The organism is Sulfitobacter profundi (assembly GCF_042661425.1).
Lineage (GTDB): Bacteria > Pseudomonadota > Alphaproteobacteria > Rhodobacterales > Rhodobacteraceae > Sulfitobacter > Sulfitobacter profundi.
Genome location: NZ_JBHSWA010000001.1, coordinates 1,816,754 through 1,829,655 on the forward strand (window position 1 = coordinate 1,816,754; position 12,902 = coordinate 1,829,655).

The 12,902-nt window shown below is 61.2% G+C and carries 12 protein-coding genes and 3 pseudogenes; 4 read left to right on the top strand and 11 right to left on the bottom strand.

The features are described from left to right. Positions 1-26 precede the first annotated feature (26 nt). The 3 genes from ACFQAU_RS09495 to ACFQAU_RS09505 all read right to left on the bottom strand — a co-directional run bounded on the left by ACFQAU_RS09495 (position 27) and on the right by ACFQAU_RS09505 (position 2,635). Entirely contained in the window at positions 27-1,604 is a 1,578-nt protein-coding gene (locus ACFQAU_RS09495; RefSeq protein ID WP_132444128.1) for a gamma-glutamyltransferase family protein, read from the bottom strand. Positions 1,605-1,827: 223 nt separating this feature from the next. After that, entirely contained in the window at positions 1,828-2,292 is a 465-nt protein-coding gene (locus ACFQAU_RS09500; RefSeq protein ID WP_067631267.1) for an ATP-binding protein, read from the bottom strand. Positions 2,293-2,296: 4 nt separating this feature from the next. Further along, positions 2,297-2,635, bottom strand: a complete 339-nt coding sequence (locus ACFQAU_RS09505) for an STAS domain-containing protein (protein ID WP_132444187.1) — start codon at positions 2,633-2,635, stop codon at positions 2,297-2,299. Between the two features lie 87 nt (positions 2,636-2,722). Between ACFQAU_RS09505 and ACFQAU_RS09510 the strand changes: the two are divergent. The 4 genes and pseudogenes from ACFQAU_RS09510 (at position 2,723) to ACFQAU_RS09525 (ending at position 5,957) form a co-directional block, all read left to right on the top strand. Continuing rightward, a pseudogene (locus ACFQAU_RS09510) lies at positions 2,723-3,893 on the top strand (thiolase family protein). Between the two features lie 72 nt (positions 3,894-3,965). Continuing rightward, the gene (locus ACFQAU_RS09515) at positions 3,966-4,424 is read left to right on the top strand and encodes a GAF domain-containing protein (RefSeq protein ID WP_132444130.1); all 459 of its coding nucleotides are present in this window, start codon (positions 3,966-3,968) and stop codon (positions 4,422-4,424) included. 48 nt (positions 4,425-4,472) lie between these two features. Further along, entirely contained in the window at positions 4,473-5,120 is a 648-nt protein-coding gene (locus ACFQAU_RS09520) for a pseudouridine synthase (protein WP_120350023.1), read from the top strand. 183 nt (positions 5,121-5,303) lie between these two features. Next, positions 5,304-5,957, top strand: coding sequence for a peroxiredoxin (locus ACFQAU_RS09525; protein ID WP_067937672.1), 654 nt, complete (start codon positions 5,304-5,306; stop codon positions 5,955-5,957). 7 nt (positions 5,958-5,964) lie between these two features. Here ACFQAU_RS09525 and ACFQAU_RS09530 read toward each other — a convergent pair whose 3' ends face one another. The 8 genes and pseudogenes from ACFQAU_RS09530 to truB form a co-directional block, all read right to left on the bottom strand. After that, positions 5,965-6,720, bottom strand: a complete 756-nt coding sequence (locus ACFQAU_RS09530; protein ID WP_386283863.1) for a glycosyltransferase family 25 protein — start codon at positions 6,718-6,720, stop codon at positions 5,965-5,967. 158 nt (positions 6,721-6,878) lie between these two features. Continuing rightward, positions 6,879-7,472: a glycosyltransferase gene (locus tag ACFQAU_RS09535; protein WP_386281884.1), complete on the bottom strand. Its 594-nt coding sequence runs from the start codon at positions 7,470-7,472 to the stop codon at positions 6,879-6,881. 61 nt (positions 7,473-7,533) lie between these two features. Beyond that, positions 7,534-9,674 (bottom strand): annotated as a pseudogene (gene pnp, locus ACFQAU_RS09540) (polyribonucleotide nucleotidyltransferase). 279 nt (positions 9,675-9,953) lie between these two features. Beyond that, entirely contained in the window at positions 9,954-10,223 is a 270-nt protein-coding gene (gene rpsO, locus ACFQAU_RS09545; protein WP_007118755.1) for a 30S ribosomal protein S15, read from the bottom strand. 168 nt (positions 10,224-10,391) lie between these two features. Further along, positions 10,392-10,658 (bottom strand): hypothetical protein, encoded by a 267-nt coding sequence (locus ACFQAU_RS09550; protein ID WP_386281889.1) that lies wholly within the window; start codon positions 10,656-10,658, stop codon positions 10,392-10,394. A gap of 56 nt (positions 10,659-10,714) precedes the next feature. After that, positions 10,715-11,194, bottom strand: a complete 480-nt coding sequence (locus tag ACFQAU_RS09555) for a calcium-binding protein (protein ID WP_386281892.1) — start codon at positions 11,192-11,194, stop codon at positions 10,715-10,717. Between the two features lie 247 nt (positions 11,195-11,441). Further along, positions 11,442-11,956 (bottom strand): annotated as a pseudogene (locus ACFQAU_RS09560) (DUF1643 domain-containing protein). Further along, the gene (truB, locus tag ACFQAU_RS09565; protein WP_132444133.1) at positions 11,957-12,883 is read right to left on the bottom strand and encodes a tRNA pseudouridine(55) synthase TruB; all 927 of its coding nucleotides are present in this window, start codon (positions 12,881-12,883) and stop codon (positions 11,957-11,959) included. Positions 12,884-12,902: the final 19 nt, after the last annotated feature.

Below are 12,902 nucleotides of genomic sequence, written 5' to 3' on the forward strand. Positions count from 1 at the left end.
CCATTGCCCGCCAGAACATTGCTCTATCAGTAGCCCAAAGCACAGCCATCCTTGCGCGGATCACTGGCCCCTTCGAGCACACCGTCTTCGCGCACGCGGATCGCCTGCGCGCCGCCGATAGCAGTGGCAGGTATCTCGACCTTATGCCCCATATCGCTAAGCGTCTGGCGGACATCGTCGCCAAAACCACGCTCGACCTTCATCACCTGCCCATCTGCAAAGGCCCGCGGCGCGTCGATGGCGCTTTGTACATCCATGCCGAAATCTGTGAGGTTCGACGCAAAGCGCGCATGGCCGCAGGGTTGATACGCCCCGCCCATCACGCCAAAGGGCATGATCACGCGACCGTTTTCGCGGATCATGCCGGGGATGATCGTATGCATCGGGCGTTTGCCGCCTTTCAGCTCATTCGGGTGGCCTTGTTCCAGCGTGAAGCCCGCGCCACGGTTTTGCAGCAGGATGCCGAACTTATCCGACGCGATGCCAGAGCCGAAGCCATGGAAGATCGAATAGATCAGCGAGACCGACATCCCGTCACCATCCACTACGGTGATATAGATCGTGTCTTTGTGCACCGCCTCGCTGATCGGCGCGGCGGCGGCCATGGCGCGTTTGGGATCGATCAGCGCTGCAAGGGCGCGGGCGGTTTCTGGCGCCAACATATGCTCCAACCGCGTGGTGTGATCCGGGTCCGCCAGAAACCGGTTGCGCGCGTCATAGGCCAGTTTGGTGGCCTCGGCCTCAATATGCAGCCGCTCGGCTCCCAGTGGGTCCATTCCGGCGATGTCGAAGTGATCTAGGATATTCATCAGCAGCAGGGCGGTCGCCCCTTGGCCGTTGGGCGGATGTTCGACCACTTCGAGGTCTTTGTAGTGGCCCGACACGGGCGTCGAGACCTCGGCGCGGGCGCTGGCGAAATCCTCGGCGCTATGGCTGCCACCTGCGGCTTGCAGGGTGGCGATCATGTCCTCGGCGATCTCTCCGGTGTAGAAGGCATCGCGCCCTTTCGCGGCCACGCGGCGCAGCACTTCAGCCTGTCCCGGTGCGCGGAAAAGGTCACCGACGCGGGGCGTTTTGCCGTTGATGAGGAAGTGGTCCCGCGCGCGCCCCTGAAGGGTGCCGCCGTCCGTGGCCCAATCAAAAGCCACGCGCGGGGCGACGGGCACCCCGGCGTCGGCATAGTGGATCGCGGGGGCCAGCAACGCGTCCAGCCCCAGCTTGCCGAGGCTGTCGGACAGGTGGCAAAAGGCATCTATGGCGGTGGGAATGGTCACCGCATCGGCTGAGCGCAGCGGCACCGTCTTCTCGCCCTTGTCGCGCAGCTTGGCGGCGTCCAGCGCTGCGGGTGCGCGGCCTGAGCCGTTTAGCGCATGGACTTCTTCGCTCCCCGCCGGAGAGTAGAGCACGAAGCAATCGCCGCCGATCCCGGTCATCTGCGGCTCGCAAATGCCCAGCAGGACCGCCCCGGCAATGGCCGCGTCCATGGCGTTGCCCCCGCGCGCAAGGATATCGATCGCCGCCCGCGCGGCGAGCGGGTGCGACGTGGCGCAGATGCCATTGGTGGCCAAGACCGGTGACCGGCCGGGAAAGTGAAAATCGCGCATGTGCTGTCCCTCGCTGATATATCAGCGTGACCCTAGACGGTCATTTCGGTTCTGCCAATGCGGGGAAAGATCCTCGGCACCGCGTACTGGGTGGGGGCTATTAAACACGGTGCCGAGGGAAGCTATTTGCAGCTACAGGCACTCTTTTGCCCTACAACCAAGGCGCAATTGTGATCCCAGCGGGGCCGTTTTGCGAAATCTGCCTGCCGCACTGCCGCAGGGGTTAACGCGGCGGCAACCCGACCGGGAGCCGCAGGTCGATCCGGTTTTCTTGGGCCAGACGGCGATAGCTCAGGTCTTTTGCTAGATCGCGGATCAGAAACCAGCCAAAACCCCCTTCGGGAAGATCGCAGACCGGGCGGTCGATCTCTTGCGGCAGGCCCAAGGGCGCTTGCAAATCGGGCATCGGCAGTCCCTCGTCCGACACGGCAAGGTGCAGGCCATCGGGCGCATGATGGCAGGCAATGTGGATGGGGCCGGGAAGGTCGGCATCCGAATAGGCATGTTCGACGATATTGTTGAGCATTTCGGCGACGACCAATCGCACCACGCAGACCTCTTCGGCCTCAAGCGCGAGGCAAGTGAGACCGTCCAGCAGAAGCGTCAGAGCCTCCCGCGCGGCGTGGGGGCCGCTGTGAACGGTGATCTCAAACGGGCAAAGCGCAGAGCGCGCGGCGGGTTGCCGCATGGCGCTATCCCCGGTGCGCGATGAGGGCGGCGTCCAGCGTGTGAAAAATGCCAAAGACCGTGTCCATCCGGGTAAGGGTAAAGACCTTTTCCACCGCCGGAGTTAGCCCGGCCAGCACCAAGGCCCGCTGCGGTGCCAAATGTTTCATCGCCGCCACAATCGCGCCCAGCCCGCTGGAATCGATGAAGTTGACCCGGTGCAGGTCAAGGATCACCACCGATGGCGCTTGGGTGGTGGCGCGGCGCACCGCGTCCTTGAACTCCAGCGCGGCGGCGGCGTCGATCCGTTCGTGCAGCACGCTGACCACGCAAAAGCGGTCTTCTGTTTTGGCGGAAACTTCCATAAACATGCCTCGAGACTTTGAAGTTCGAGACGTGATTAACCGTAAAACCTTACCAACTGGTGTGCGGTGCAACTCTAGGAGAACGTGATGCGCAATGTCGTGATAACCGGTGCAGCCAGAACCCCGATGGGCGGTTTTCAAGGGGCTTTCCAAGGGCTGACAGCCGCGGAATTGGGCGGCAGTGCGATCAAGGCGGCGTTGGGGACGACGGACCCCGCCGAAGTGCAGGAGCTGCTGATGGGCTGTGTTTTGCCCGCAGGGCAGGGCCAAGCGCCCGCGCGTCAGGCCGGGTTCAAGGCGGGGCTGGGGGAAGGTGTGCCCGCCACCACGCTCAATAAAATGTGCGGCTCTGGCATGAAAGCGGCGATGATGGCCTTTGACCAAATCGCGCTTGGCCATACCGATGTGATGGTCGCGGGCGGCATGGAGAGCATGACCAACGCGCCCTATGTGCTGCCGAAAATGCGCGGCGGGGCGCGGTTGGGCCATGGGCAGGTGATCGACCATATGTTCCTTGATGGCTTGGAAGACGCCTATGACAAAGGCCGTCTGATGGGCACCTTTGCCGAAGATTGCGCCGAGCGGTTTCAGTTTACCCGTGAGACCCAAGACAACTATGCACTCGCGTCGCTGTCGCGGGCGATTGAGGCCCAAGAGGGCGGTGCCTTTGCCGATGAAATCGCCCCGGTTGAGGTGACATCGCGCAAGGGCAGCACCACGGTCGGCGCGGATGAGCAGCCTGCCAGCGCCCGGCCTGAGAAGATCCCTCAGTTAAAACCAGCCTTCCGTGAGGGGGTACGGTGACGGCGGCGAATTCCTCGTCGATCTCGGATGGGGCGGCGGCGTTGGTGCTGGCGGATGAGGAGACCGCCAAGACCCGCAGCCAGACCATCCGCGCTCGGATCGTCGGCCATGCCAGCCACGCCCAAGCGCCGGGGCTTTTCACCACCGCACCCGTGCCCGCAGCGCAGAAACTGCTGGAGCGGATCGGCTGGAAAAAGAAGACGTGGACCTGTGGGAGGTCAATGAAGCCTTCGCCGTGGTGCCGCTGGCCTTCATGCATGAGATGGACCTGTCGCATGACATCGTGAACGTCAACGGCGGCGCCTGTGCGCTTGGCCATCCCATCGGTGCCTCAGGCGCGCGGATCATGGTGACCCTGTTGAACGCACTGGAGAAGCGCGGGTTGAAGCGCGGTATCGCGGCGATCTGCATCGGCGGCGGCGAAGGCACGGCCATCGCGATTGAACGCCCCTGATCCCACGGCTTTTTGACGTATCCAAAGGGGGCGGGCTGCCTCCCTTTCTCTATCTGCAATATGAGTTTTTCCATGACAGTCGACTACCAAACCCTATCGAAAACCATTGCCGCTCTGACGGAGGGCGAAGACGATGCCGTGGCGCTGATGGCCACCATCGCCTGCGAGGTACATCACGCAGATGACCGGTTCGACTGGACCGGGTTCTACCGTGTCACCGCGCCTGAGCTGCTTAAGATCGGGCCCTATCAAGGCGGACACGGCTGTTTGGTGATCCCGTTTTCGCGCGGGGTCTGCGGGGCTGCGGCCCGCACGGGCGAGGTGCAATTGGTGGAAGATGTCGATGCCTTCCCGGGCCATATCGCCTGCGCCTCGTCGACGCGGTCGGAATTGGTGCTGCCGGTCTGGAACTGCGCGGGGGACTTGCTGGGGGTCTTTGATATCGACAGCGACCAGCCCAATGCATTCACCCAAGCGGATGCCGATGCATTGGCCGCGATCCTCAAAGACAGTTTCGCTGCGGTCGCCTGACCGCCACGCGCCGCTTGATCCGCGGGGCGGCATCTGCGAGGGGGAACCATGGATAGCGAATATAACCCGCCGCAGGACCCGCTGGTCATTCTGCATGAAGACGCCGAAGTTTTGCTGGTCGATAAGCCCTCCGGTTTGCTGAGCGTGCCCGGCAAAGGCGAGCATCTGGCCGATTGCCTGATCGCGCGGGTGCAGGCGGTCTTTCCCGAGGCGTTGCTGGTGCATCGGTTGGATCGGGACACCTCGGGCGTGATGATCTTTGCGATGACACCCCATGCACAGCGCCATCTTGGGCTGCAGTTTGAAAAACGCATGACGCGAAAAACCTATGTTGCTCGGGTCTGGGGTGTGCCGGAAGAGAAGTCCGGCACGGTCGATCTGCCGCTGATCGTTGATTGGCCCAATCGTCCGCTGCAGATGGTGTGTCATGAGACCGGCAAGCCCGCGCAGACCGACTGGAAAAAGATCAAGTCCGATGGCGAGACCGCGCGCATGCGCCTGTTCCCCAAAACAGGACGCAGCCACCAGCTGCGCGTGCATATGCTGGCGCTTGGGCATCCTATTCTGGGCGATCCGTTCTATGCCACCGGGCCTGCGCGGGATTTTCCTCGGTTGATGCTGCACAGTGAAGAGTTGCGGTTTAACCATCCGCAGGGCGGGGCATCGACCAAGGTCCGGGCGAAGGCGCCGTTCTGAAGGGCGCTCCGTGCCCAGCCTTTCGATGTGAGGCGGGGGCGGGATCGGTATTTAAGAAAGGATGAAGGAGAAGGGGGCCGTGGCGCTGCGGTGAAGTTTTGCTTTGTGGCAATCGGGGGTGAAAATGGCGGGGTTTGCGATTACCTCTAGCCTATCTGTTCACAGATTGACCCGGAGGATATCATGGGCTTGCGTATCAACGACACTATTCCCGACCTTACCGTCGAAACCGATCAGGGCAGTTTTTCGCTGCATGAGTTCGTCGGTGACAGCTGGGCGATCCTGTTCTCGCATCCGAAGGATTTCACCCCCGTTTGCACGACCGAATTCGGCGCCGTGGCGCGGCTCTCCGATGAGTGGGAAAAGCGCGGCACCAAGGTGATCGGCGTGAGTGTTGACGGGGTGGAAGAGCATAAAAAGTGGAAGGGCGATATTGAGAAGGTTGCGGGGACGAAGGCCGGTTTCCCGATTATCGCTGACGCAGGGCTCGAGGTATCGAAGGCTTTTGATATGCTGCCCGCCGAAGCCTATATGCCTGATGGCCGCACGCCCAATGACAGTGCCACTGTACGCTCGGTCTTTATCATTTCGCCGGATAAGCAGTTGAAGCTGAGCATGACCTACCCGATGAACGTGGGCCGCAACTTTGCCGAGGTCCTGCGGGCGCTGGATGGGTTGCAGACTGCCGGCAAGAATGGCGTCGCAACGCCGGCGGATTGGCAGGTGGGCGAGGATGTGATCATTCCCGCGACCGTGTCAGACGAGGACGCCAAGGCGAAGTTCGGGGCGTTTGAGACTGTGTTGCCCTATCTGCGTAAGGCCAAGCTGCCGGGTTGATGCGCTGTTAGCGATGGCCGAGCTTATGCGCGAAGGCCATCGCTTTTTCATGCAGCAAGCGGCGCTGTTTGCGCAGGCCATAGAGCGGCGACCGGCGGAATTGTCCCCGATTTCCGCCTGAACGGGCGGAAATGTCACTGTCGAACCGGCCAGCGGTCACGAGGCTTTGGGCGGTTGCCAGCCCCATGTCGGAACGTGTGAGGACTTGTCTTAACATATTGTCTGCGGGGCAGAAAATAGGCTCGGAGGCGGCAAGGAAAGCATTGGCTCCGGCGCGGTTCCAGATCAGCGCATGGGCGAGCATGGGGAAATAGTGGGCGCGGAGCACCTCAATGCCTGCGACCTTGGCCATGGGACTGGTGATCTTCAAGCGCGTTGCGCCTAAGTTGACGCAGTGCCAATCGTCGCGGGCGCGGAGCCATTTTATCAGTTGCGGTACGGCAGTTTTGAAATCAGGCTGCAGGGCGATATCATCTTCGAAAACGAAGCCGATCTCATCGCCGCTTTCTAGAAAGGCCGTGGCGGCGCGCTGGTGGGAGACGTAGCATCCGACCTCACCTTGGGTCATCGAGCGGCCCATGAACCGTCGGGCTTTGCTATCATCATAGGGCGCGAACTGCGCGAGGTCGATTTCACGCCCGTCAAATGCGTCTACGCGGATCGGGTCGACTTGCGCCCCGTCCAGTTCGGCCTTCGCGCTGTCCAGCCGTTGGGGGAGGCGGCGAGATTGATGACGAATCCCTTGGGGCGCTGCGGCATGGATTTGACCTCATCCCTGTCGGCCCGGGGGACGGCAACAGGTTCTTACGGGTTAAACTTTGGGGGTGGGTCGACCGCGCAGCCAGTTTTTGAATCGTTTGAAGGCGGAAGGCGGTTTGTGGGCGACGCTGACAAACCCGATGTGCTGGCAAGCGCCGGGTTTCAGAAAGGCCGTGAATTTACCCTGTTTGCGCAGGTGACGCGAAATATGGCTTTCACGTTTGAAACCGCTGAAGCCGCCAACCTCTTTCCAGAGGGAGAGGGGGCAAGATGCGGGTTGAACGTATAGCCATACCATTTAGGGCTGAGAGCATCCATGCGCGCGTAGGAGACGCCTGCACAGTCCTCCTTGACGATCTGGGCGCGGGCCGCGTCTTCGATGAAGAAGTTATCGGTGTCGCGGAAACAGACCGAGGAAACATCGGGATGTGCCTCTAGCAGGCGCAGGGCGTCATCTAAAAAATCGTGGCGGGTGAATTCCCAGTCGTCTTCCATGTGAAAGACATAAGGCGTGCGCACCTTGGCATACATGGCGTCAACGGCGGGGTGGTGTCCGACCTGTTTGCCCAGATCAATGCGTTGGCCGTGGGGGCAGAGACGGTCGAAGACCGCGCTTGTTTCGGCATCGCCAAAGTCGTTGATGCCAATGATGGGGAGCTTACGCAGTTCCGGGCCGAGGCTTTCGAGCGTTTGTTGCAGGACATCAGGGCGCAGCCCCATGGTGATGCAAATCGTGACCAGATTCTCTGCGCTCATGTCTTGTACTGCCCTGCGGGAAAAACTGCGGACCCCGGTGAGGGTCCGCAGCAGGTTTTAATCAACCTTCTGCCGGTTCTTTCTTCTCGGCAGCGACTTCTTCACCAGTTTCCTGATCGACAACTTTCATCGACAGGCGCACCTTGCCGCGATCGTCAAAGCCCAGAAGCTTCACTTTCACTTCCTGACCTTCCTTCAGAACGTCCGAAGGGTGGTTCAGGCGGCGGTTTTCGATCTGAGACACGTGTACCAGACCGTCGCGCTTGCCAAAGAAGTTCACGAAGGCGCCGAAATCGACGATCTTCACGACGGTGCCGGTGTAGACCGCGCCCTCTTCGGGCTCTGCCACGATCGAATAGATCATGTCGTAGGCCTTTTTGATGGCGTCGCCATTGGCGCTGGCGATCTTGATGATGCCTTCGTCGTTGATGTCGACCTTGGCGCCAGAGACTTCGACGATCTCGCGGATCACCTTGCCGCCGGACCCGATCACTTCACGGATCTTGTCGGTGGGGATCTGCATGGTCTCGATGCGCGGTGCGTGCACGGAGAAGTCCGCTGCGCCGGAGATCGCTTTGTTCATCTCGCCAAGGATGTGGATACGGCCTTCTTTGGCCTGAGCCAGAGCTTTTTCCATGATCTCGGGCGTGATGCCTGCAACCTTGATGTCCATCTGCAGCGACGTGATGCCCGCTTCGGTCCCGGCCACTTTGAAGTCCATGTCGCCGAGGTGGTCTTCGTCACCCAGGATGTCCGACAGGATCGCGTAGGAGCCGTCATCTTCGAGGATCAGACCCATCGCCACACCGGCCACAGCCGATTTCAGCGGCACGCCCGCGTCCATCATCGAAAGCGAACCACCGCAGACGGATGCCATGGAAGACGAGCCGTTGGATTCGGTGATCTCGGACACGAGACGGATGGTGTAGGGGAAGTCTGTCGCTGCGGGCAGAACCGCCTGCAGGGCACGCCAAGCAAGCTTACCGTGGCCGACTTCGCGACGGCCGGGAGGGCCCACGCGACCAACTTCACCAACCGAATAGGGAGGGAAGTTATAGTGCAGCAGGAAGTTCGATTTGAAGTTGCCGTGCAGCGCGTCGATGAACTGTTCGTCATCGCCGGTGCCGAGCGTGGTCACAACCAAACCTTGCGTCTCACCACGGGTGAAGAGCGCCGAACCGTGGGTCCGCGGCAGGATGCCGGTTTCGGCCACGATGTCGCGGATTTCGTCGGTGCGACGACCGTCGATACGCTTGCCGGTTTTCACCACGTCGCCACGCAGGATGCTGGCCTCAAGGCCCTTCATCGCGGAGCCGAGGTTTTTGTCCTCAAGCTGCTCTTCGGTGAGCTTGCCTTTGATTGTCTCGCGAGCGGCGGCAACAGCGGCGGTGCGCTCTTGCTTGTCGGCAATGGCGAATGCAGCGCGCATTTCGTCTTCACCGGCGGCTTTTACAGCGGCGGACAGATCAGAGTAGTCGTCGGGCTGGAAGTCAAACGGCTCTTTCGCGGCGTCTTCGGCCAGATCAATGATCAGGTCGATAACCGGCTGGATTTGCTCGTGGGCAAATTTCACCGCACCCAGCATTTCCTCTTCCGACAGCTCATAGGCTTCGGATTCGACCATCATCACGGCGTCTTTGGTGCCGGCGACAACCAGATCGAGGCGCTGCTCGGGGTTCAGGCGCAGGTCCTGCATGTCGTCGATTGTTGGGTTCAGGATGTAGTCGCCATCCTCATAGCCCACGCGGCAGCCAGCAATCGGGCCACGGAACGGCGCGCCGGAGATCGTCAGCGCGGCGGAAGCGGCGATCATGGCGACCATATCGGGGTCGTTGACCAGATCGTGGCTCAGCACGGTGCACATCACCAGAACTTCGTTTTTGAAGCCGGGGACAAAGAGCGGGCGGATCGGACGGTCGATCAGACGCGCGGTCAGGGTCTCTTTCTCGGTGGGGCGGGCCTCACGCTTGAAGAAGCCACCCGGTACTTTACCGGCGGCATAATATTTCTCTTGGTAGTGCACGGTCAGGGGAAGAAGTCCTGGCCCGGCTTTTGCTGACGTGCGTACGTCACGTTGGCCATAACGCTGGTTTCCCCCAGCGTGGCAATCACCGACCCGTCCGCCTGACGGGCAACCTTACCGGTTTCCAGTGTCAGCGTCTCTTCGCCCCACTGGATCGATTTTTTCGTTACATTAAACATCTACGTTTCCTTTTTGGCCCATTGGCCATTGCATAGGGGCCGTATTGCCCCTGACTCCGGTATCTTCTTTTTCAGGCGCAGGAGTCCGCGCGCCGGATTTCAGATTGCGCGGACATACAGGTTTTCAAGGCAAATGGGAAGCGTTCTGTCAGGGCGGGGGTTTAAGCGGCGGCTTCTTTCCACCGCGCCGGGCGATGGTTTGTGCGCAATAAAAAACCTCCCGGCGCGGGCCGGGAGGTTTTAGTAGTCCTGTCACCGGGAAACCCGGTGGGCGTGCGCTTAGCGGCGCAGGCCCAGACGCTTGATGAGGTCCTGATAACGGGCGTCATCTTTGGCCTTAACGTAATCCAGCAGCTTGCGGCGCGTCGCGACCATTTTCAAAAGACCACGGCGGCCGTGGTTGTCTTTTTTGTGGGTCTTGAAGTGCTCGGTCAGCGTGACGATGCGCGAGGTCAGAATGGCAACCTGTACTTCGGGCGAACCTGTGTCGCCTTCTTTGGTGCCGAAATCTTTCATGACTTTTGCTTTTTCTTCAGCAGTAATCGACATCGGGGTCTCCTTTCGAAAAGAGTTTAAATGGATGGCGCAGGCCGGGATGTCGTCCAGCTCAGGCCCATGGAGATATCACCCGCTGACGGAATCAGCAGGCGATGGGGGCGTATAGGGCGAATTTGCGCCTTTGGCAAAGGGTGATTTGTGCGGCGGCGGTTGCATGCGTCACGCGGCAGGAACAAGTGCAAGGGCCGCGCTGAGCGGGATCAGAGCAATATCTTCCAGCGCGACACTATCTCCGGCGACCCGCGCGACGATGATGTCATCCAGCAGGACGAGCGTCTGGTTCGGTTGGTCGGGATCGGGAAGGATGGAAAGGGGCGGCTCTGACCCGGTGGCGGTGCTGTCATCCCAGACAAACAAAAGCGAATCATTCTGTGCGTGATAGTCCATGATCTGTGCCGCGCCCTGCTCGGTAATCCAATCCCCCAAAACAATTTGATCCGTACCTTCGCCTGACGTCACAACGTCCTGCGCGCCTGCGACAATCAGGTCATCCCCGCCGCCGCCATTAAGGTAGTCGCGGCTCTGCTCGTCATCCGCCCCGGTGAGCGTGTCATCCCCCAGCCGCCAAAAAGCGTATCTTCGTCGTTGCCACCCCGCAGCGCATCATCGCCAAGCCCGCCTTGGAGTGCGTCGTTTCCTGCGTCGCCATTCAGCAGGTCATCACCCGCAGAGCCTTGCAGCGCGTCATCACCCGCGCCGCCATAGAGAAAGTCATCGCCATTGTGGCCAAAAAGGCTGTCGTTGCCCGCGCCGCCGAAAAGGTCATCATCACCGTCATTGCCGTGCAGGCTGTCGTTACCTTCGTCGCCGTGCAGCGTGTCATTGCCGTCATGGCCGTGCAGATCATCATTGCCAGCAGCACCATTCAGCAGATCATTCCCGCCGTAGCCGCCAAGTTGGTCCTCGCCGCTACCGCCCTGCACCGCCTCACCGGCATCGCTGCCGGTAAGGATGTCCCCCAAAGTAGCGCTGCCGCCGCGCGGGTGTCGGCTTCAGGCGTATCATCCTCTGACGGTGTTTCGATTTCCACAAATGTGACAGCGCCAACCGCCATTAATCCCATCATTCCAGCCAGCCACAGCATCCGCAGTTCCACCGTTCATTGCCTAATGCCCTACACATCATCCCACCCTTAAAAGGCCATGGCGCGGCTTTAAAATCAAAGGAATAGACGGAGAATGGTTAACGCGTGGTTGCTAGCGCAGTGCGCTAGGGCTGCCACAAAACCGGCTCCTGGGTATAGGGCAGGTAAAGCGGATGGCGCGGGTGGCCAGCTTTGGAGAGACCAAGGTGGTAAAGCGGTTTATCCCCCGCGCCAACCGAGCGGCGACGGCCAAACCCCGGTCCAGATGTGCGCCATGCACGCCCCAAGCGGCGATGATCCGGTCAGCCCAACCGGCCCCCTCGATAAGCGTGGCGTCATTCTCGGGGCCGATGGGATCAACCGCCGCGCGCATGTCGCGCGGATCGGTGGCGCGGAAGGCAAAGATATTGGTCACCCGGAAACCGCCAAAGCCCAGCACCCGCGCCCGGCGCTCGCAACGCTCGACGGTGGGATCGTTCTGCACCTCGGTCGCGGTGGAGGGGTTCAGCATGACAAACATCACCCGCGGCGCAGCGTTGTCCCAGATCCGTGTGAGGCTGTAGCGATACTGCTCACAGGGGGAGTAGACAGCGGTCGAGGGCGCATCGCCCTTGGTATGGCTGCGGGTGATGAGGGCCATTCAGCCCTCGTTCGTGTCCGAAGATAGGTTGAACACCCGGCTGGGGTGCAATTCGCCTGCTTTGAAGCGGCCCACGGCGACGGGCTGGCCATCGAGCGAGGCCCAGCATTCATCGCCGTATTCCACGTCATGGGCGATTACCATGCCGGGGTTGCCGTTGCGCAGACGCGTCGCGCCTTCGGGGGTGGCTTTGACCTCGGGCAACTCCGCCAGCCCTTCGGCGAGCGGCAGCAGATGCGTGTCGAGTTCCGGGGTGCGGGCGATCTCGTCGATCTGTGCCAGTGTTAGGGCATTTGCCGCCTCAAACGGGCCGGACCACGTGCGGCGCAATTCGCGGACGTGGCCAAGGCAGCCAAGCTTCTGCCCCAAATCTCGCGCGATGGAGCGGACATAGCCGCCCTTGCCGCAGACCATTTCAAGCGTGACGTGATCGGCGTCGGGCCGGTCGAGCAGCAGGAGGCTTTCCACCCAAAGCGGACGGGCGGCGATCTCCATCTCTTCGCCATCGCGGGCGCGTTTATAGGCGCGCTGGCCGTCGATCTTCACGGCAGAGAACTGCGGCGGCACCTGCTGGATGTCCCCGATGAAATCGCTCAGCGCGTCCTTGATGGCCGCATCGTCGGGGCGCAGATCAGAGGTGCCGATCACTTCGCCTTCGGCATCGTCGGTGTTGGTGGCAATGCCCAGACGCACGGTGAACTCATAGGCTTTCAGCGCGTCGGTGATATAGGGCACGGTTTTGGTCGCTTCGCCCAAGGCGATGGCCAGAACGCCGGTCGCTTCGGGGTCCAGCGTGCCCGCGTGGCCCGCCTTTTTGGCCTCCAGCGCCCAGCGGACCTTGTTGACCACGGCGGTCGATGTCGGCCCGGCGGGTTTGTCCACCACCAGCCAGCCTGAAATATCGCGACCCTTGCGTTTGCGTGCCATGTCTTGCCCCTTCGCCTTT